The 20,559-nt window shown below is 40.1% G+C and carries 17 protein-coding genes; 9 read left to right on the forward strand and 8 right to left on the reverse strand.

The window, feature by feature from the left end:
- Positions 1-91: 91 nt before the first annotated feature.
- The 5 genes from umuD (at position 92) to DK187_RS20320 (ending at position 3,293) form a co-directional block, all read left to right on the forward strand.
- Positions 92-538 (forward strand): translesion error-prone DNA polymerase V autoproteolytic subunit, encoded by a 447-nt coding sequence (gene umuD, locus DK187_RS20300; protein WP_100637257.1) that lies wholly within the window; start codon positions 92-94, stop codon positions 536-538.
- Positions 538-1,809 (forward strand): translesion error-prone DNA polymerase V subunit UmuC, encoded by a 1,272-nt coding sequence (gene umuC / locus DK187_RS20305; RefSeq protein ID WP_111609124.1) that lies wholly within the window; start codon positions 538-540, stop codon positions 1,807-1,809. Before umuD ends, umuC begins: the two co-directional genes overlap by 1 nt.
- A gap of 69 nt (positions 1,810-1,878) precedes the next feature.
- The gene (locus tag DK187_RS20310; protein ID WP_111609125.1) at positions 1,879-2,301 is read left to right on the forward strand and encodes a hypothetical protein; all 423 of its coding nucleotides are present in this window, start codon (positions 1,879-1,881) and stop codon (positions 2,299-2,301) included.
- A 264-nt stretch (positions 2,302-2,565) separates the two neighbouring features.
- Positions 2,566-2,823 (forward strand): type II toxin-antitoxin system prevent-host-death family antitoxin, encoded by a 258-nt coding sequence (locus tag DK187_RS20315; RefSeq protein WP_111609126.1) that lies wholly within the window; start codon positions 2,566-2,568, stop codon positions 2,821-2,823.
- Between the two features lie 86 nt (positions 2,824-2,909).
- Positions 2,910-3,293 carry an MbcA/ParS/Xre antitoxin family protein gene (locus DK187_RS20320; RefSeq protein ID WP_111609127.1) on the forward strand — a complete coding sequence of 128 codons (384 nt, stop codon included), beginning with the start codon at positions 2,910-2,912 and terminating at the stop codon, positions 3,291-3,293.
- A gap of 121 nt (positions 3,294-3,414) precedes the next feature.
- Here the strand turns inward: DK187_RS20320 and DK187_RS20325 are convergent, their stop codons facing one another.
- From DK187_RS20325 to DK187_RS21515, 6 genes are all read right to left on the reverse strand, one after another.
- Positions 3,415-3,669 (reverse strand): hypothetical protein, encoded by a 255-nt coding sequence (locus DK187_RS20325; RefSeq protein WP_024024486.1) that lies wholly within the window; start codon positions 3,667-3,669, stop codon positions 3,415-3,417.
- Between the two features lie 188 nt (positions 3,670-3,857).
- Positions 3,858-4,214 (reverse strand): hypothetical protein, encoded by a 357-nt coding sequence (locus tag DK187_RS20330; protein ID WP_111609128.1) that lies wholly within the window; start codon positions 4,212-4,214, stop codon positions 3,858-3,860.
- Between the two features lie 410 nt (positions 4,215-4,624).
- The gene (locus DK187_RS20335) at positions 4,625-4,957 is read right to left on the reverse strand and encodes a hypothetical protein (RefSeq protein ID WP_111609129.1); all 333 of its coding nucleotides are present in this window, start codon (positions 4,955-4,957) and stop codon (positions 4,625-4,627) included.
- A 9-nt stretch (positions 4,958-4,966) separates the two neighbouring features.
- A complete protein-coding gene (locus tag DK187_RS20340; RefSeq protein ID WP_111609130.1) occupies positions 4,967-5,875 on the reverse strand; it encodes a hypothetical protein in 909 nt (302 codons plus the stop codon).
- 41 nt (positions 5,876-5,916) lie between these two features.
- The gene (locus DK187_RS20345) at positions 5,917-6,987 is read right to left on the reverse strand and encodes a DUF6765 family protein (protein WP_111609131.1); all 1,071 of its coding nucleotides are present in this window, start codon (positions 6,985-6,987) and stop codon (positions 5,917-5,919) included.
- A gap of 652 nt (positions 6,988-7,639) precedes the next feature.
- Positions 7,640-7,765, reverse strand: coding sequence for a hypothetical protein (locus DK187_RS21515; RefSeq protein ID WP_261599295.1), 126 nt, complete (start codon positions 7,763-7,765; stop codon positions 7,640-7,642).
- 399 nt (positions 7,766-8,164) lie between these two features.
- On the opposite strand from DK187_RS21515, the gene DK187_RS20355 reads away from it, so the two are divergent.
- Genes DK187_RS20355 through DK187_RS20370 form a run of 4 tightly spaced genes read left to right on the forward strand, consistent with a single transcriptional unit; the run spans position 8,165 to position 18,981 of the window.
- Complete coding sequence (locus tag DK187_RS20355; RefSeq protein WP_111609132.1) at positions 8,165-11,950, forward strand: hypothetical protein; 3,786 nt, start codon at positions 8,165-8,167, stop codon at positions 11,948-11,950.
- Between the two features lie 12 nt (positions 11,951-11,962).
- Positions 11,963-16,366 carry an ATP-binding protein gene (locus DK187_RS20360; protein ID WP_111609133.1) on the forward strand — a complete coding sequence of 1,468 codons (4,404 nt, stop codon included), beginning with the start codon at positions 11,963-11,965 and terminating at the stop codon, positions 16,364-16,366.
- On the forward strand, positions 16,363-17,805 hold the full coding sequence (locus DK187_RS20365; protein WP_111609134.1) for a multidrug DMT transporter permease: 1,443 nt from the start codon (positions 16,363-16,365) through the stop codon (positions 17,803-17,805). The genes DK187_RS20360 and DK187_RS20365 overlap by 4 nt, the downstream gene beginning before the upstream one ends.
- A 51-nt stretch (positions 17,806-17,856) precedes the next feature.
- On the forward strand, positions 17,857-18,981 hold the full coding sequence (locus DK187_RS20370) for a DUF4062 domain-containing protein (protein ID WP_111609135.1): 1,125 nt from the start codon (positions 17,857-17,859) through the stop codon (positions 18,979-18,981).
- Positions 18,982-19,815: 834 nt separating this feature from the next.
- Here the strand turns inward: DK187_RS20370 and DK187_RS20380 are convergent.
- Positions 19,816-20,031, reverse strand: a complete 216-nt coding sequence (locus DK187_RS20380) for a DUF3892 domain-containing protein (protein WP_111609137.1) — start codon at positions 20,029-20,031, stop codon at positions 19,816-19,818.
- Between the two features lie 169 nt (positions 20,032-20,200).
- A partial coding sequence (locus DK187_RS21290) for a hypothetical protein (protein ID WP_477383965.1) occupies positions 20,201-20,559 on the reverse strand: 359 nt, incomplete at its 5' end.

Here is a 20,559-nt window from a genome sequence, read left to right on the forward strand (position 1 = left end):
AAGGGCATTAAAACCAGATAAACACTAAATGTAGTGTCTGGTTGCTCTAAATGGATAGCCCTTATATTCATACAGTATTTTGGTGTTGATCATGCGTGTGACTTATCTTGGTGTGTCTGAATCGGCGGCGTTTATCGCGGCCAATAGTGTGCGAATCCCTTTGTATGTGGATTCCGTGTCGGCGGGCTTTCCTTCGCCCGCTCAGGATTTTGTTGAAAAATCGTTGGATTTGAATGAGTTCTGTGTGGCGCATCCAAACGCAACGTTTTACGTGCGTGCTCAGGGTGATTCGATGATTGAGGCGGGCATTCATTCGGGTGATGTGTTGGTGGTGGATCGTTCGTTAACCGCGCGTCATGGGGATATCGTAATTGCCTGCATTCATGGGGAAATGACGGTGAAGACGTTGGAGCTGAAGCCCAATGTGTTGCTTCGCCCGAAGAATAAAGCCTACAAAGCGATTCATATTACCGAAGAGTCTGAATTGGAAATCTTCGGTGTGGTAACTGGCGTGGTTCGTAAGTACGAGCGCGGTTGATGAAAACGGTGTTTGCTTTGGTCGATTGCAATAACTTTTACGCCAGCTGCGAGAAGCTATTTCGGCCAGATTTAAAACACACGCCTGTTGCGGTGTTATCGAATAACGATGGCTGTATTGTCGCGCGTTCCAAAGAGGTAAAGGCGCTGGGCATTAAGATGGGCGTGCCGATGTTTCAGGTTCAGGACGAGATAAGAAAGCACGGCATTGTGTGCTTTTCGTCGAATTATGCGCTGTATGCGGATCTGTCGAATCGGGTGATGACCATCTTAGAAGAGGAGGCGTCACGGCTGGAAGTATATTCCATCGATGAGGCGTTTATGGATTTAACCGGTGTCGATCATGTGACGGACCTGCTGGCGTTTGGCAAACGAGTAAAAGCCAAGGTCGATAAATGGACGGGCATTACGGTAGGTGTGGGCATCGCGCCAACCAAGACGCTGGCGAAGTTGGCAAACCATGCCGCGAAGAAGTATCCAGCTACGGGCTCTGTGGTGGATTTGATGGACCCAGACAGACAAAAGCGTTTATTGTCTATTGTTGATGTAAGTGATGTGTGGGGCGTTGGCCGTCGAACAACGGCGAAGTTAAAGGCGAGGGGAATTCATACCGCGTTGGATCTGGCGAATGCTGACCCTAAATCGATTCGAAGTGAGTTTTCTGTGGTGTTGGAGCGAACCATTCGAGAATTGAATGGGGTGTCGTGTTTGGATCTGGAGTTGGTCAGGCCAACAAAGCAGCAAATCATTTGCAGTCGGTCATTTGGTCACAAGGTGACAGACAAGCGAGAACTACGGGAAGCGATCGCTAAGTACACAACCAGAGCCGCCGAGAAACTACGCGGAGAAAAGCGCCTTTGTCGTGTGGTGAGTGTGTTTATTCGTACCAGTCCATTTATTCCAAATGAACCGCAATACTCGAAAACTCTGTCGGCAGAACTCCCCAACCCAACCGATGACACGCGAGACTTATTAGAGGTAGCCGACGTGTTGTTTCGTCGAATTTATCGGGCTGGGTATTGCTACGCCAAAGGCGGTGTAATGCTGGCTGACTTTTATGAACATGGCGCCTTTCAACAAGATTTATTCCGAGCCGATAACACAAAAATTAACTCAAAAGCACTAATGAACGTCGTGGACAAAATCAACCACAGCGGCCTCGGCAAGGTTTTTTTTGCCTCTCAAGGCGTGTCACCACAATGGTCAATGAAAAGAGAACATTTATCTCCAGCGTATACGACCAGGTGGGATGAGTTACCGAAAGTGTATTGACTCGAAATCTAGAAAATGGAAATCAGCGACGAATTATAAATTTAAACGATAGTGATGGAGGGGTGTTCCATGAACGATGAAGGTACCAATAAAAATACCAGTAAAGAGTCAGCAGGCAAGATAATAGCAACGGTTGTATTATGGCTAGAGGAACAATGTCCACAAGAGCGTTGGGACTTATCAGATGAACAGATGTGTGTTCTTCTAGGCGGTATTACGGTTTCAACTTGGAATGAATGGAAAGAGACCGCACAGATTAATGACAGCCTTCAAGTAGACCAAGACACTATTGATATACTGGCGATGCTGGTAAGTATATACAAGATGATTCACCTAAGTTCACCACCTGGCTTTAAGTATGATTTTTTCAAAAGGCCAATACATCATCCGACATTTAATGGCAAATCAGCCAGGGAGTTTATGCTAGAGAACCCTTCACTTGACGATTTCCTCAAGGTAAGAAATTATTTTCAAAGCAGGGTGTTGTTATAAAAATCTTGATCGAGTCGAGTGAGTCTAAAGATGCGCTTATAGCTGAAGTGTCGTCATACTTCTAGCGAAAAGTGCCCAATTATAAGAAAACATATAATTTATAAGAAAAAATATAATTGCATATAATTGGTGTACTAGAACAATGAAGAGTCATTTTTTAGTGGTTTTTTAGATGTTCATACAGACCACAAGTGGCTAGTAAAGTCTGGGTGTCCAGACCGTATTTTTAATAGCACTATTTGTAAGAAAAAAAGAGGTGAGCTTATGAATGTTGTTACTGCTAGTGACTTAAAAGCCAAGGGTGTGTCTGCTGTTGAGGCCGGTTTGTTAGAAGATGAAGAAGTGATTATATCTGTCCGGGGTAGAAATACATATGTAGTGATGGATTTGCATAAATACGCTAAGTTCAGAGAGTATGAGCTTGAGATTGCCTTACTAGAAGCTAGGGCTGATATTGAGGCTGGACGCTATTTTGATAGCTCTGTGAATGACCATATGCAGCATATAAGTGAAGAACTATAGGTTCATTTATCCTGATAGCTGGTATGGACCCAGTTTCCTAGACAGTTAATCATCATTGTACTTATCAGTCATGTTAGGGAAGAGATATGAGCACTAAACGAAAAAATTATGCCGAAAAATGCATTGATATTCATGATATTGAGAGCAGTCTTGATCTAGTTATGAATGATTCAAAAGGCAGCCCTGTTGCTGTAATGAAGGACGGTAACCACGTATTTTACTGTGTTCCCGCTGACACCTATGCCTCTATTTTAGAAGCAGTTGAAGCATCTGAAATAAGAGCACTGAATGAAAGGGTTCATCAATTGGGAATGAAGCTGTTTGGTGACGAAGACAGATGGACATCATGGATGAAAAAGCCTGCCTTAGCCTTAAATGGTCAATCGCCTGAATCAGTGATGGGGACTAAAGAAGGAATGCAGCGAGTAAGTGACCTTTTGGGAAAAATCGTCCACGGGGTTATAGTTTAAGTAAACAGTGTAGCTATTTGATATCAAAGGTTAAGATGATGGCAAATAGCACGTCATATTTCTTGCTCGTAACGGACTCAGACCTGATTGATACTAGCTGGGCCTTGATCTATCAATGCTTTTAGTTTTCAGCTGCTGAGTTAAGAGCTATTTGTCGTTTATTGAAAGCATCAAAATCGGCTGACTCATCTTCATATCGAGCAATAACATTGCTCAAGGCTTCAATGATGATCAGGTTGTCATCATAGTGTTCTATCAAGTCTTCTAAAAGTATGAGGGCTTGTTGGTGCTCATCAGAGTTCGATATACCATTCAGAATAGGCAACTGGGTTACTATGGCTTTGGCCATTTGTGTTATTTCATTTGTCACTAACATTTCATTTACCTATGGTTACTAGGATTAATTGGGGCTGGGTTGATATTTAGTTCTTAGATATTAACTAGACAACCGCTCAATCAATCTGGATCAAACGGCTCAACGTCTTCAACCATATCTTTTCGGTCTGTCATAAAGTCGGGGTCCGCTTTTGCCTGGAACGGTTTACTCCACTTTCTGTGTGTCTCTTAAGCGCCTTTACGAGATCGAACAATAAAAGGCAGCTCTAACTCATTGAGTTGATCTATTAGAGCTTCAGCGAGTTCGTGATCCATATTAAGAAATAGCTCATCTGCGTGAGCTGTATGAGCATCTAGCCCTTTAATTAGCTCTGCTTCACTTAGTCGATTTTGATTTATTCGACTGTTTGCCTGCTTAATCATAATTCTGTTTCCCTCAGCACAGACCTCGATATGTGACCAACCATTTTTAGTTGCCATATCACGAATCGCGCCAATTAATTCAGCTTGAGCTTTTAGGCTCAGTGCTTCCTCGTTGCTGGCTGCCACCACTTCCAAAATGCTTGAAAACTTTATTGAGGTCATAATGCACTATCCTAAAATAACATCGATTACTGTTTTGAAGTATAGCTGAGAGCTGTCTGCGATGCTGGCTGAAGTCGAAAGTGGACTTTATCAGAGTTTTCTAACTTGCTAAGACCAGTTGTTCGAGCTTAAATAGTTATATCGTCAAGGCGTTGAGTTAGTGTCCGAATTTACGTTTAAATTACAAGATTATAAAAAAATATAAAAATCAATTGGTTAGATTGCCTTTAAGTGGCTGATTTGTATTTTTTTCATGCAACGCCTCTAGCGAAGAGTGGCCAATTATAAGAAAAAATATAATTGCATATAATTGGTGTAGTAGAAGGGTGAATAATCACTTTTTTGAGTGGTGGTTTTAGCTATCCACGCTAACAACTGGTGACTCCAAAATGCTGGGAAGTCCATTTAAATCATACGATTTTGATTAACTTCTCTAGCACTTTATCTATTAAGCTAGCTACCTGTGACACTGTTTTTAGTGCTGACACATCTTTTTGAATATTCGACCTTGCAGCAGTTACTTCTACCAATAAAGTATCTAAATCAGCGATATTAGCTTGGTTAAGTATGGAATTATTACCGATCAGAGCTATACGAAAATCGATTAGCTTTTCACCTAGTTGATCGCACTTTTGATAAAGGTGTTCTTGCTCAGGACTTGCTATGGTTGAGTTGAGATATGCTTGAAGCTCATCATAAAGGGATTGAATCTCTGCTTGGGTTTTTTCATGTGTTTCGTTCATGTATGTGACCTATAGTGTATTTTGGAATTCTTTTAGTTTTTTTAGTTGTGCTTTTGTTATTTCAAACGCACTTGTCAGAGATGCTTTTGAAAACTCGTCATCTTGACTTAGTGACGTAACAAGTACGGAGTTGAGATCTTGAACTGCTTTTAAAGAGCTTCGTAAGTTTGCGAATTTAACACTCAGTGCACTGATTTTCGATTTTAAGGTGTAGGCTTTTCTATAGGCCTCAATACGTTCTTCCAATGAATGGGAGAGAATAGCGCATCTTGCTACATTGTTTAATTCACAACGATCAGGGTTGTTCAGCAGGTACAGTCGAGTTCGAAGCTCTTTCTCCATTGACACTTTTGAAATCACTTCCCATGACTCTAGCTCATCACTAAGGGATTGAAATGAACTTTGTATTAAGTCATGGGAACCTATCAGAATTTCCTTTAGATTTTGGTATCTAGCTCGCTCCGTACGAGCTCGTGCTAAAGCATTTATAGCTGTTGAGACTAACTCAACCTTTGAGTTTTCAGACGCTTGACTAGAGGAAAGCTCCGAAATTGATGAAAGGGAAGAATTAAGTTGTTTAGAATATGAATTTAATTCATCATCGTAATTCTCAGAAGAGAGCATATATATGCTTTGTGAAAAAGAAAGTAGGTTCTGAAGTAACGCAACCTGTCCTTGATTATTTATCCGTTGAACTATCAAGTTATTACTGGAAATGCCTTCCCTAGATGCTTGCACTAGCATAGCGTCTATACGTGCTTCTTGAGTTTGTTCGTATTCTTTTAGGAGTGCTTCTTCAACTACTTGTGATTGTTGGGCGTAGTTTTTAACTAGAATCAGTGACTTATTGGATGCACAGCCAGCTAGGACAACCGATGCTACTAGAACGAGCAGTACTCTTTGATATACAAACTTCATAAATTATGGACTCTTTTGGCTTATTTGGTATTTCTCGGAGGCTAAGCAACACAAATGCCGTAGCTTGGGAGTACATCTCGAATAATCTCCAGTCGATAGGTTTTTAGCGCATCATGAAAGTATTTCCAATCAGAGGTTAGAAAAGCTTCGGAGTAGGGGTATTTGAAAACCCCGTCTATTTTTGTTGCTTCGCCTCTTGCTTTAAATTTCCAGCTATCTTGACCTTCAATATCAAAACTTAAATCGACAGCTCCCAGCTCGAATTTGTCTTCTTGAAGCCATTTTAACCATTCTTTATGACGAGCGTCTCCACTGTCATCATTAATAGTAAGTAATGCGTGTTTAATAAGCGCTAGTTGATCTTTTGTTAAGCCTGGTTGATTATCAATATCTATCGAAGTGTCTCTAGACTTCCAGCATTGCATCGCTTTGCACATAGCATCTGCGGCATCTAAAAAAATCTTTGTATTATCTCGTTCAACTTTTTTTCCTAGCCCATTTTGATATTTCCAAGAAGTATAAGGACGATCAGGAAAAGATAGGGCTGCGCCATGGCCTAGGGGCGACGACTCTGATATGGCATAGCTGAATAAATTGTCTTTGATGTTTTGTAAAAGGCTGGTCGATGTGGATTCTAATTCATCAACCTGATTAACATCATGTATAACGCCAGCGAAGCCTTGATGGGCAAATGTGTCAGCGTAAACATGCATAGCTACACCCATCATTTGGGCTGCATACGGCCGCTCCCAATGTTGAGCAACCATTTTCAACATGTCTCTAGCTACCTGACTATCTGGCATGCATATTAATCGATTTATGAAACTTCCTTCTGGAGTTTCACTTGATGGAAAACCTGCGTTACCAGGTAAAAAATGAAAAGGTATCCACACTAAGTTATTCGCTAACTCTTGCGTGTTCCGGTAATCAAGCATTTTATGTGCAGAAACAATACGATCATACATGGCACCATTTTCAAAATGGATTTGAGAATCATTTGTTGCTTCATCTACATATTGTGCTGAATAGGCAACCTTCTCGGCTGTATAATGATCGATACCAGCATAACGGGCGACGACATAAGTTAGGGTATGATGTCCGTCTATCTGCATTTGACTTTCCTTATATAAATGGGCAATAGATAATCGCTTAAATATTTATATAGCATAGTATTTAGTAGATTGGCTAAGCTTTGTGTAAATAACTGATGATTGATTGTTTATGATATTCTGCTAATTCCGGACACTGGTACTGTTTTAATCCGGACACTTTTTTCCCTTCATTTTCCTAGTCTTTAGTTATACTCCATGTGTCTAGATTGTGCCAGTTTTCTCATCGATTCTCCTCCTAGTTCGATGCGGTGACTGTTGTGTATTAAACGGTCTAGTAAGTAGGGCGAGAGCGTCAACATTTTTCGAGTCGTAAAGTCCGATATTATTGCTCATAAAATAGATAGAAAGATGAAGGTTTAACTGATTCGCAATAGATGTATTCAAAATTGAGCTGTAATTCTCGACTTAAAACATCTAAATAGGTTGAAAAATGAGTAGACCAATTGGTTGTAAAGTATTCACGCTCTTGTCCTTGTCTAGTAAGGTGTCTGCAACCGTCGTATTGCCTATCATGTTGTACCACTCTTTCACTAGCAGTTGACTGACCTGCTTGTTTGGTAACAATTTTCTAAAAGCTCTAATAAATGGCTAGTATGATCGGCGCTGAGTTTTTCCATTTCCCAGTCGTCGAGTTTCAGACCTCGATATGCGATCAGCCATTTTTAGCAGCCATATTCCAAATAACACCAATTAATTTTACTTGAGCCTTTAGACTTAGTGCTTCATCCTCGCTTGCAAAAATTACTTCAAAAATGCTTGAGAACTTGATTGAGGCCATTGTCTATCACCTTAAAATAACGTCGATAGCTGATATCTATCTGGTATGCTGGCGGCAATCAATAGTGAAATTTTCAATGTTTTCTAACTTGTGAAGCCCTGTTATTAGATCTTAAATAGTTATATCGTTAAGAAGTTGAGTTAGTCTTTTCGCTGAAAAATTCAGATTAAAAATCAATGATTTAATTGATTTTTAAGTGGCTGATTTGTATTCGTTTTATGTAACTACTCTGATGGAAAGTGGTCAATTATAAGAAAAAATATAATTGCATATAATTGACGTATCAGTAGAGTGATTTATCATGTTATTTGGTGGTTTTTTAGCTAACTGGTGACGAGCAAACTTTAGTAAGTCCAGACAGCAAATTGCTTAGAATTAAATTTATAGGGAAATAGGGTTATGGGTAAAAAGTCTAGAGAAAAACGAGAGCGTAAGCTCATGCAATCCGAATCAAATTACAATGAGTTTTTGTGGGGTACGGATCTACCTTTTGAAAAAAATACCGTTTTCTCTGATCAAAATAACCAATTTAATAAGTCTATCGAGGCAACACGGAAACTTTTTAATCAGTACAAATATCTTGATTTAGCAATTGCTCTAAACGTTTCTGAGTTATGGCCAGCGAATGTAGGAAGCGCTATTAAGCACATTTTTGCATGGCGTATCTTATTAGAGGAACCTTTAAGAGAAAGCGAAGAGAAAAAGACCATCAGTGGTTATGAAGAATTTAGGGGGGTTATACAAGCCCTTTATCAAGCATGGCCAGAATTCCCAATGCTCGAAGATTTCTGTCCAGAGCCTGACTGGGGACATATAAAAGTTCAACTTGGGCAAGATTTCGTTCCCATGTTTTATGGCAGTTGTATTGAGCGTACCCCTGATTTTGTTGAGTCATTTCGCATTACTTACTCCGGCATACCTGAAGCTCAAGCTCACATGGATCTTGCTATAGCCCTTCAAGCCAGAGTCATAGAATCGATACAGTGTGTTCAAGGCAAATTAGAAGGAAGTGCTAAAAAGGCTTATGTGGAAGTGCCTTCCGAAGAGTTTTGGTCTCAATGCAGCTCTTCAATTATAAAGATTGGTTATGATATTGAAAAATGGCGTATAAAAGCAGGGCAAGAATTAGAGGCTAACCTTGGAAATGGTAAAGCTCTGACGTCGGAATTTAGTTTTAGTAATGAAGTTACGCAAGGAGATACTCTACCTTTCCTTGCGGTCAAGATAGATAATGCTTGGATACCTATGTCTATCCGTACTGGCCCTAGTGTAGTAATTGATTATTGGGCTAAAAAGAAAGTTGATCTGATAGAAAGTAGTACTCATCATGCACTTTCTCAATTCGTTGTAGAGCGATTTAACAATGTAGTTACAGGGCCAATTACCCTCTACGTCAGCAATACTGCTCAAGAGAATTTTCCTGTTAGCTGTATTATCTCTGATAACTCTGGTGTCTATCTGATTTGTGCTTGCAGTCATGCAAACTATAAGCAAATTGCCAGCGTAGCAAAAAGTATATATATCAAAGTAAAGCAAGGCGCATCTATTCGCTTCCGGTTAGCTGATGGTAGTGGATTGATGCTGTCAAAAGATGGAGAAAGTGAGCTGAGTGCTGAAGATCTTAAAATCTTTCTTGTAGTAACTCAGGGAAGTACAGTATTTAATTTTATAGATATTCCACCAAAACCAATACGTATGTTGCCAATGTCCGACTTTATCACCATTTTTGATGCTGTAGATACACTGGAGGAATTGGAACAGTTCTGGAAATTTGTGAACACTAATATGAAGTCCCTTGGGCCTTCTTTTAGCGGTACTGCTGATCTGTTTGGGGCCTTCAAAAGTTCTCATGGTGTACTTGTAGAAGGAGCTTCGTCTCCTGGTATGATATGGCTAGATCCATCATTCGGCACATCATCACGCTTTGAGGCACTTACTGAATTTTGGGAAATAGCGCCAAATGTATTTCCAGATAGCACTCGTGCCTGGAGAGTTTCAAAAGGAACAAATGGAGTAGTCGTCCTTCAGTCACGTAATAAGAATGTAGTTGCTTATTCGACGGTTGTTAATAAATGTACAACTCAAGCATTAGTAGAGATCACTCCAAATGTACAGCTTGAAGACTGTCGTATGCTCGATTTATTTGCGCAACTCTTGGCGGATTGCTCCTTCCGCTGTCAAAGTCTTATGTCAGACATTAGTTTGTTCCATCAAAAGAGTATCTTATTTATATGTGATTTAGCAGATTCCTGCTCAGTGAGTGAAGGTCAAGAAATAAAGCCGATAGAAGATTTCGAGCACGTTATAATTGATGTTCAACAGTATGCCATTTATAAAAACATGTTTAAGCTTTCTATTGATACTCAAGCAGTATGCGCGGGGCTTCATGATGCTAAAGATGGTTCATTTGAAGTTCGATGTCTTACAGAAACAATTGCTAAATGTTGCTCATCTAATGGACTTGATTCTCCAGTGGACTTTGCTGGCCGCCTAGACCGCATGGCGTTGGAACGTGCTCGATATCATCTTCAAATAACTAATCGCAACGTCGATGTTCCCGATTATGTGGTACCCGTTATACCATCTTCTGCAGACTATAAGCTTGCTCGTAAGCGCTTGGCTCTTGAAATTAAGGAACTCGGTCTAATCCCTGGACGATATGAACTTACTGAGGCTAAGAGGAAAATTGATCCTGCTGCCACGCAATTACGACTTCATATAGAGAGTCGGCTTGCATCTTTAGATAAACATCAACTTTTGCGGGCGTTTATTGAGCAACATGATGCACTTCTTTTAACAGAGAGAACCAAGATTTTGCGAGCTCGTCAAAGCCTTGCTCATGATGTTGAGTTTGATCGATTGGAAGCCATTGAAAAGGCTAGTAAAGAGTTTGGCGGGACGGCTCGTCATTATCGATATTTGCTTGAGAAAACTCTGAGCTCACCTGCTTCTGGAGTTGAAAAAGTTTCAGATGATGTCCTGCGTGAACTGATCGGTTTAGTTGATTGGTTCATGGTGCTCACTGGTGCTAGTGATACTCTTCACAATGATATTGAGGTCGGTGGTATTGTGCTTGATGATTCTTATATTCCAGAAGTGTTCTATTCTGCCGATCACGAACAGCGAAATGCAACATTTTCGCGTGTGGATGCAATATCTCGGCTGGAGTTAGGAAAAAATGATAATGATATAGTTGAAGGAAACGTAGTAGAACTGTTGTCGTCAGTACAGCTAAAGAATGCATTCATTGTTGATTTAGGGTTCGATTTGCAAAGTATGTTGACGTCTCTGGTAATTTTATCTCAAGCTCAAAGGTATGGTTTTAGCAATGACCTTTCTCTTTCTTATAGCTCTCCAAAGAAACGTATAGTCCAAACGTTGTGTGAGCATATAGATGAATTGGGAGACGAGAGAGCAGGTAATATAGTGTCTTTCCTTACGTTATCCGAGAAAGGAATACGTTTACTCGCTGGTCGTGATGTTGAGGAGCCCGATGTGCCATATTGGGAACATAGAAAACGTATTCATCGATATGCGATAAGGCCTTTGGTCTGTGATGGTGAAAATTTACATTGGGGTGCAGAAACGGCTAGTAGAGCACTAAATATTTGGATGTCTGCGGTACGAGATGGGTATTTACCAGCAGATTTTAATTTGCCAAATGTTGAGCCAATTATAGGGAGGGTCAAACAAGGGATTGAGAAAAAGCTTGAAATTCGCACTAAGGAAATATTCCTTAGGTTCACTCAATATGTTGAGGGTGGTATCGACTTCTTCAGAAAATTCCGCAGTGAGCATTTTGAGGATGTTGGTGATTTCGATGTCTTTGCTTATTGGCCAGAAAAGAACCTGCTAATAACAGTAGAGTGTAAATACAATCAGCCCCCACATACTATAAAGGACTCTCGTAGGCTTAGAGATAAAATTTTTGGTAGATCAGAGAGCGATAAAAATGGACAGATAAGTAAAATCGTTCGTCGAACGGGCTTTCTCGAAAGCAATTATTCAAGACTTTTAGAACTCCTAAAATGGCAGAAACCAAGTAAATGTAAGATCGAACATATTGAGCTCTACGTAGGTAGGGATTTGTATTATTGGATGGTGCTTCCCCCTTACCCTGTTCAAACGAAGTTTGTTACGGTAGATACACTTGAAAGTTGGCTTCAAATTGAACTGAACAAATAGTGGTATATTTTTATGACTGAAAATATAAAGAGTTCAGCTATACCAGCGGCTGGCTATGTTTATCAAACTCGACAAGGACTAAAGGTTTTATGCGATTGGCTTGATGCTCCAGCACGATATTCTCGAGTGAAATTTGAATGTGACGTTGAAAATGATGCCCCGCAAGGGCTAGATGACATAGTTATTGAACGGAGTGATGGAAAATTAGATCTTCTGCAAGTGAAGTTTACACCAAACCCAAGTCAGCACCTACTTTCATGGGACTGGCTTTTGGAACGATCTGGTAAGACTGATCGATCACGATCAATGGTTCGTAAGTGGTTTGACGCATATAAGAAACTTGAAGTTAATCGTATTGGCGATATTTCATTAATTACTAATCGTCGCCCGGATGCTGAGATCGAAAATTGTCTTGTCGATGGAAAAATATCTTTTTCGAAATTAGCTGAACCGAATCGAGCTAAAGTCATTTCTCAACTGGGAAATATTTCCGATTGCGAAGATTTTTTTAGCCAATTACATGTGAAGCATAGCGATAAAAGCTTTAATTATCTTGAACACAATATAGATGCAAGACTTAAGGTTCATGGCAGCTCCGAAGGAGTCGCTACGCTCAAAAACATAGCAACTAACTGGGCAATACAGACAGAATCTCCTTTCCCTGATGGATGGATTAAGCTTGCAGAAGTCCGCAATATCCTACAGGCATCTCCCGTAGCGCCGCTTCCTGAAGACTTCATGGTTCCAGATAACTATGAAGTTCCAGATGAAACGTTTCACCAAGAATTTGTGCAAAAAGTTAAAAATTCTGTTGGCAAAGCTATTGTGCTGACTGGGCCTCCAGGTAGGGGGAAAAGTACTTATTTAAGCTACTTGTTTGATGTACTTATTAACGACGATATTCCATCAATAAGACATCACTATTATTTGTCTACTACTGAACGTGGTCGTGATCGAATAAATAGCCATATTGTTGAGGAATCCATCAAGGCTCAATTAAATCTTTTTCATGGTGATGTTCCAATTCAATCTGGAAGCTTGAGATATCTAATTGAAAAATGTGCTTCTTACTATAAAGAAATCGATAAGCCTTTTATGTTCATACTTGATGGGTTGGATCATGTTTGGCGTATTAATGCCAAAGATAAACGACCACTTGATGATCTTTTTTCTCAGTTGTTGCCTTGTCCTGATAACATGATTTTGCTCATTGGTACGCAACCTGTAGACGATGCACAGTTACCAACAGACTTGTTAATATCTGTGCCAAAGGCTAACTGGCATACCTTGCCAGTTATGTCCGAAAATGCCGTACTTTCTTATCTTCGTAAAATGGTTTCAGAGGGGAAAATCTTAACAAACTTTGAGGATCAGAACTTTGCAACTAATCAGCTAAATGAAGCAGCGTTAGCGCTTAGTAGAAGAACTCAAGGACATCCCCTCAATTTAATCTATGCAACTGAAGAGCTAGTGCATAATGGCCGTACGCTTTCATCTTGGGCTGTAAACGAGTTGAAGGGAGATTTAAGCAAAGACGTTGAGTTTTATTATGGTTCTCTATGGGTGAACCTTCCTGAAAGCTTAAAAGACACATTGCGACTAATCTGCGCATTTCCATTTTTCTGGCCAAAATCTGCCTTTGTGAAAATTGCAGAAACTCGACAGGCAGTTCAGCCAGATGTCAAAAATGTGGGGCATTTGCTTTATAACTCTGAAGTAGGGGTTAAGGTCTTTCATGAAAGTCTTGCTGTTTTCATAAAAAATACTGAGGGTTATGAGAATAGAGTTCGAGAGCTGATGCCCATGGTAGCAAATTGGTTAGAAATGGAGGCACCTGCCTCGTTGCGTGTAAATTGGCTTTGGACTGTTCAAGCTAAGTTAGGTGAGCCAAGTAATCTTATTTCTGGTCTTACTCGTGATTGGGTCATGCAGCGGCTTGAAGAGGGATATTCCGAGTCATTGTTCGATATTTTATTATCTGACGCTCTCAGCTTAGCACTGGATATGGCCAAATTCTCGGACGCGTATCGATTAGCTCATCTTAAAGAGCGAATGGTCGGAGGAAGTCAGTTCCAAATGGAGCCAGTGGATCAAGCAAAACTCACTTCGCTTACGTGGGCTATTACTACTGAAAGAAGCGTTGTTCGAGAGGCTTATGCTTCAAGACATGAAGCTGATTTACTAAGCCTTACTGCTTTGGCTCAGGCTCTATGGTCTTTGGGGGATTTGTTTGAAGCTGAAATATGCGGTAGAGAACTACTTCATCGTATAAGAGGGCTGAGTAAGTTTAAAAATATGCTTGGTTCGAGATCTGAAAGGGGGGAGCTAACCTTTATCACGAACGTGTTATCGAAGCTGAATGTTATCGCGACGGAACCAAGTGCATTAGCAAATTTTGTTAACAATAATAGTTCGGTTATATGGATTACTCGCATAAATGTTTTGGTTCAAGATGGTGAATTAGACGCTTTGATGTCTACTCTTGAATTAGTCCACAAGTCTAAATCTAGAGGATTGATTAGTGATGAGTGTATTCGTGCTGCCGGATTCGCCGGAGTGCGTATTACTGACAGAGATGATTTCTCTAAATTAACAAAGACTCCATTGGTATCAACACTAGAGGCTCTTCTTACAAATTCTTATAGCTCAATAAATGTACCTGTACCGGCTAAATGGCAAGAGAGTTATGATTACATTGATCAAAGGAATGATCTCGCAAAACTAATTCACCATTGGTTTTTTAGTACTGTGCATTTGAGTTTGTCCATGAAAATAGAGGGACAAAAGAACTTTTCATTTTTGTCAGCTCCTGAATATAAAGATAAAGAGATTCTCTCAAGTTTACTTAATGAACTTACAAGCATTGCTATTCAAGTAGCGAATAAGTGGCTTAATGGGACATTTGTGAGTTTCTATGAGCTTTATGAAGAACTGGAGAGCATCGAATTGGACTTCTACCGAGAAGGACACAAGCAACGTGTTGTCAAAGGAGATTTTAAGCGCGCATTACATCGTCTTGCTTGCGATATACATCTCAGCAGCGTTATGTTGTTCGAGGTTGATGAAGCTTGCCTGTCTGAAGACTCTTTATGTAATGCAATGAAATGTAAATGGTTTGATGCACCATCTTTTCATGAGCAGTATTCAAACGACCTTCTTGTTAGAATGACAGACGAAGCAGCGTTGGTATTTGTTCAGCGACAGCGTGTTCTATTTGAGTCTGAACCGTTAGAGGAGACCAGTGTTCACCTTTTAACTCCTCTTCAGCTATGTTCTATTGCCGTGAAACATAATTTGTTATTGGACGCACGAGATTTATGTACACAAACATGGGAACTTGCAACGGGGTATTCACATCGCAAAGATCCAACATTAAGCGATGCGGTCAGTGCTATTGGTTACTTATCCGATTATGCTCCTAATGCAGCTAGGCAACTTCTTAGTCAAATAGCACCTCAGATTCATAATGTATTGGACTATACCGATGGAAAGGGAACTCGGCATGTATTGGAAACTACTGATAGTTTACTAGCGAAATTGTCTCCACCGGCATTGGTGGCTAAGTATGAAGAACACACAGAAGTAGGTGATTGGTGGAAAGCTGATAACAGCTTACGAGCATACGTAAAGCAGGGCGTTAAAGACGGCTGGCCACTCGAAGCATTAATTCGTACAGGTCTAAACAGCGAAATTATTCAAACATTAAAGAGCCTCTCTGATGAAGGGGATAACACGTCAAAAGAAGTAATGTCTACTTTAAATGACCATTATGGTTGGGATGTCGGTATCTTTCAGTATGAGGAAAGTGATACGAAAAACTTAAATGTTGTAGATCATGAAGTATCACCAACGTCATTTGAACCAGAAGAGATAGACTTACTATTGAAAAGTGCCCCAAGTAGCTATGAGCAGCGTGAACGGTTTATTCAAGAGTGGTATGACTACTGGAATAAACAAAAGCAAATAAAGCGATTATTAGATACGCTCGATCCAGTGCTTTTATCAGAGTCAGAGCGTCACTCGGAATTTAATCATTTGTTTGAATCTGCTTTTCATTCGAAGCGTAAGCAAAGTGGGAAGAAAGCTGCTTGGAAATATCTAATTCGAGCTCAAATTTTGAATGGTGGGTGGTATTGGTGGCAAGGCGAGGAAAAGGTTTTAAGAAGGCTTGATCTAGTTGCTGAATACTTTCCTGAAAAGTGCGATCAATTTGTTGCTGAAACAACGTATGCAATGTATGAAATGAAACGAATTGCCCCAAATGATGCGATGGTCTATTTCTACTTAAAACAAGGGCGGATAGACGAGGCTATTGACTTTGCAACTGCTATGGTTGATTCGGTTCTTGAAGATACTAGGACATTACAGCTTGCTCGGCCTCGTTGGGCAACAGAGATTCATTTGGAGGATTCATGAATGAACTTCGCATACTTGTTGCACGATTAGGTTGGCCATGCCCATCAACGCGTTGGTGGACTATACAAGAGTTGTCAGCCTTTCTAGGGGACTCAACTACCAAATTGAGTACAGAGGAAGTTTTGCTCCATCAACTGAGTTCATGCAAGTTAGAGATAGAAGTAGTTGAAATTCTCTTCATCTTTTGGATTGCTAAACAAGAGTATCATAATTTACCGCCTAAAAATTTAGTTGATAGCATTCATAAACACTCAATCCTTTCTGATTGGATACTATTTCGCATTACCGAAAGAACAATTTCAGTTGATTGTAATTTAAAGGTTGTACCGAAAGATTTTGAGATTCCAACAGATTTCAAAAAGGTTCAAGGTATAGATATACCTAACGTGTATTTAGCAACAATGAGAAGGCTTGGAGAGGTATCTTCCTTGCCGTTTGTTGAGCAGATGGCTTATGAGTGGAGTATGAGCGCGTCATTATACCCAGAATCTCCATACCAAGGAGACCTAGCATATTTCCGCCGTTCATTGGGTGATGGATTTACTGGCTCTTATTCGGCGCGAACATCAAAACGTTGTATTTCTGCATACCTTAGAACTTTAGCAGTAGCTAAAGAGTTATGGCAGATGCCTCTAGGTTTGACTAATTCTTATGCGCTAAATGCATTGCCAATTAATCCAACTTTTGCTTTTCTAAAGTCACAACGACCTGATTGGTTCCCTGAAAAAAAAGATTTTCTTGGGGATAATGAATCGATAAATTTATCGCTAACTTCCATGATTGAGAGTATCGAATCGCAACGTCAAGGCGATGAACTAATTGCTTTCCATTCTCCGGTTAACGTATCTCCAGAGTTATGTGTGGAATTATCATTGGTGCTATGGTCTCAAGAGCTATCATTTGAATTAGACGAGGCTAATATACTTGGCTATATTGATGAATACATGGCTGTGGAACCTCTACTTACTAGCTCAAATAGATCTCCTCTAGACACAGTCACGCTAATACATCCACCGACATTTAAAGAGTTAATGGAGCCTAATATTAAGGCTTGGCCACTTGCAAGAGCACTCGACTTTAATCGAATGGGGTATTTACAGCATGACCTATATCCATCTCGATTATTTTCCCCTACATTGCCTGGATTATTTGAAGCCAGCATAAGACCACGGAATGGACATTTGGACGTTGAAGTTGGCGATCAAGTAGTTTCCGAACTTTATTATTGGAATGCAGGGTGGGGAAATATAAGACCCATTCAGCTTGGTGGGAACTGTGGTACAGCGCTCATATCTAGAGGAAAGGAATACCGAAAGACAGGCGATTCTACTCAAAAAACGTTAAAGTACTTTTATCATTGGCAGGTTCGTAAGCTACAAAGAGAAAATACCTATGATGAGTTCAGCGAAACGGTTAGAGCTGGGGTTATGTATGTTTAGGTATGCATTTAACTAACGGGTTATTACAAAAAGTACAATAAGGAAATTCCCTTGGCAAAAAATACTAAAATAAAAGTCATGCTTTCAAGTAGATGTAAGGATGCTTTTTCAAAAGATAGCGACATCACGCTAACGGATTTACGAAGAGAGCTAAAAAAAGAAATTGAATCAGTTCAACTTCTTGGGCGTGGAATTTTCGAAGTGTGGATTAACGAGGATGAACCTCCTTCTGAAGGGAATCAGGATAGTTGGGATACTTGTTTAAAGGCGGTTCGAGAATGTGACGTGCTGATAGTTCTGTCAAATGGAAATGCAGGCTGGGCTTTGAGCGGCCAAGATGTAGGGATTTGTCACGCGGAATATATGGAAGGTCTTCGCACTGCACAATCAAAAGTACGTTTTATTGAATTACCAAAAGTAACCAATGCTGATGATGATAATGCACATCAGCGCAACCAACGTTTTCAAGAATATGTATCTAAGCAAACACCTTTTCGAGGAGGCGAAATTAAAACAGTTGATGATGCACAAAAGCGTGTTTTTGATGCTTTGTCTGATGCGGTAATTTTACTTACTCTACGAGGTGTTCAGGCAGAAAATTCGACACGTTTTGATTTTGGTAGTGCGTTGGATTGGACAAGGCTAGATTTTCGTAAAAGAAAAGAAGCAATGGAAGACACTCTCAAAGCTACTCTTCTTGGACGAGAAGGATCAGAGGAAATTGACAATGAAGTTATTGTTAATTTAAATGATAAAAAAATAATGGTTATTCTTCACGCTGTTCCTGCCGCACTTAGTGTAGCAGCGGCTAGAGAGCTTGTAGGGCGGCCATTTTTAGATGATCATATTTACACTGATCGTTTAAACTCGATACATGGCCCTTTGCATTTAATTGCTTGTCACCGAGGAGCGACCGAAACCCAAGCCAGATCAATGCTTGGATTTCCAGATGCAACTGTAGTTAGTGGTCCTTTTGGCATATTCGTGGCAGATAACGTACAGAAAGTTCAGTTCGTCTTCCTTGTTAATTGTCGTGATGACTCTCAGACTCGCCATGCATGCCAGCGTTTTTTTGAATGGCTTCATCAAACAGGAGAAGCTGAGATTGTTGCACGAAGAGCTGAATCTCGTACTCGAATTATCAAAACAATTTCGGGAGAATTAGATGCTTCATAAAAAGGATTTATTCTAACCTCAACTCGTTGACATCATGGGCCCCAATCATTCTTTAGTACGACTGGCTAGAATCATTGATTGGAAGCAATTGGATACGACGCTTAGCGCCCATAAGCAATTTACTTAGATGTGGTTGTGGTAAAATTACAATATTATTGTAATGCTGATTTTGATCCACTGAAAAAATTGTCAGCTTATGCTTCATTTATTTGTCAACTTATGGTTCAAAAAAATACGTAACTGATTGATTCTTAGTCTTACAATTTGTCAGCTTATGGTTCAAACAATACCCAATGTTCTAAATTCTTCTTTTTTCGTCTTATATTCACTTTATTATTTAGCGTTTCTATAAAGGTCTTTCGATGCATTGTTGCGTCTTCTAGTGCTGTCACACTGACTTTATTTGCCTTGCTCCTCGCTTCTGAACATAAACAACATCACTTGTAGGGCATGATAAGCGAAGCGCAATCTGCCGTGAAAGCGCAGCTTTCTTTGCGGGTGCAAACCATTTTTTATCTGACCCTGATATATTCGCCGATAGATTTGATAGAGTTTTATCCAGCGTAACCCCATCACCGCACGCACTATAGAGCGTTGGTATCAAAGCCTCAGCGACGACGTTGTCATCAAGCTCACCTGCCACGACATACGCAAACTCGCCCGCGACAGCTGGCAAGACAAGAAGATCAGGGATCGACTGGGCTTTCTTATAATGGAAAGAGAGGAAATGCTACTCAACCACGAACGGGACGGACTGGACAAACGCTACATGCACACCCATTTCAGAGAACAGATGCACAAAGCGTTGGGGGAGTGGGGAGTGTTGGTGTTTAATTAATCTAAATTGTTATTCTTATCTCCATCAGGTTTAGATACTGGGGTTTTTACCCCATTCTGATCTCTAACATAGTAATCATCATAGTTACCTTTCTCGATTTCTTTTACAAATTGAACGCGTGTCATTTCTTTGTTTGTTTTGGTGTCTTTAAATTTAGTGTTTCTACCTGTTTTGTTTTCTTGAGTGACGATGACTTTTGGTTTTTTTGCCATGTGTGCCTCTTTTTGATGTTCTATTAATCTTTAAAGGTAGTTCATAAATTCAAAGTAGAGAGGAATAATGCTGAGCAGAGAGCGGGATGGACTGGACAAACGCTACATGCACACCCATTCGAGAGAACGGATGCGCAAAGCGTTAGGGGAATGGAGAGGGGGAATTAAATCAAATTTGAATTCGATTAGTAACTGTAACAGGTTGTAATGTTTGATTCTGCTGCAATACCTTGTTGTATAAATCTACATCTCCTTCAGCTCTTATTGAAACAATCAATGAGTACTGTAAAGGTGTTAGGTAAGACTCAGATTCACCTCCACGCTCTCTATTTTGATAGCTGACATCAAAAATAGGGTTAGACAATGTTGTTTTCTTAAACCTTTGGCTTTTCGAAATGCTTGTCTCCCATTTATATGCGTCGCTTCTTAGTTCTTCTTCTGTTCTATAAAGGTTGCTGTTAGTGCGTATTTCGGTGATTGCGAACGCTTGTTTCGGTTTATTCCGAACACCTGGACCAGCACTTTTTC

The sequence above is a fragment of the Marinomonas arctica genome (genome assembly GCF_003259225.1).
GTDB lineage: Bacteria > Pseudomonadota > Gammaproteobacteria > Pseudomonadales > Marinomonadaceae > Marinomonas > Marinomonas arctica.

Excerpts from the sequence above, each read along its gene's own strand:
- umuC (WP_111609124.1), top strand. The coding sequence starts at position 538 with ATGAAAACGGTGTTTGCTTTGGTCGATTGCAATAACTTTTACGCCAGC.
- umuD (WP_100637257.1), top strand. The coding sequence starts at position 92 with ATGCGTGTGACTTATCTTGGTGTGTCTGAATCGGCGGCGTTTATCGCG.
- DK187_RS20315 (WP_111609126.1), top strand. The coding sequence starts at position 2,566 with ATGAATGTTGTTACTGCTAGTGACTTAAAAGCCAAGGGTGTGTCTGCT.
- DK187_RS20340 (WP_111609130.1), bottom strand. The coding sequence starts at position 5,875 with ATGAAGTTTGTATATCAAAGAGTACTGCTCGTTCTAGTAGCATCGGTT.
- DK187_RS20380 (WP_111609137.1), bottom strand. The coding sequence starts at position 20,031 with ATGGCAAAAAAACCAAAAGTCATCGTCACTCAAGAAAACAAAACAGGT.
- DK187_RS21515 (WP_261599295.1), bottom strand. The coding sequence starts at position 7,765 with ATGGCCTCAATCAAGTTCTCAAGCATTTTTGAAGTAATTTTTGCAAGC.
- DK187_RS20335 (WP_111609129.1), bottom strand. The coding sequence starts at position 4,957 with ATGAACGAAACACATGAAAAAACCCAAGCAGAGATTCAATCCCTTTAT.
- DK187_RS20325 (WP_024024486.1), bottom strand. The coding sequence starts at position 3,669 with ATGTTAGTGACAAATGAAATAACACAAATGGCCAAAGCCATAGTAACC.
- DK187_RS20365 (WP_111609134.1), top strand. The coding sequence starts at position 16,363 with ATGAATGAACTTCGCATACTTGTTGCACGATTAGGTTGGCCATGCCCA.
- DK187_RS20310 (WP_111609125.1), top strand. The coding sequence starts at position 1,879 with ATGAACGATGAAGGTACCAATAAAAATACCAGTAAAGAGTCAGCAGGC.
- DK187_RS20345 (WP_111609131.1), bottom strand. The coding sequence starts at position 6,987 with ATGCAGATAGACGGACATCATACCCTAACTTATGTCGTCGCCCGTTAT.
- DK187_RS20360 (WP_111609133.1), top strand. The coding sequence starts at position 11,963 with ATGACTGAAAATATAAAGAGTTCAGCTATACCAGCGGCTGGCTATGTT.
- DK187_RS20320 (WP_111609127.1), top strand. The coding sequence starts at position 2,910 with ATGAGCACTAAACGAAAAAATTATGCCGAAAAATGCATTGATATTCAT.
- DK187_RS20330 (WP_111609128.1), bottom strand. The coding sequence starts at position 4,214 with ATGACCTCAATAAAGTTTTCAAGCATTTTGGAAGTGGTGGCAGCCAGC.
- DK187_RS20355 (WP_111609132.1), top strand. The coding sequence starts at position 8,165 with ATGGGTAAAAAGTCTAGAGAAAAACGAGAGCGTAAGCTCATGCAATCC.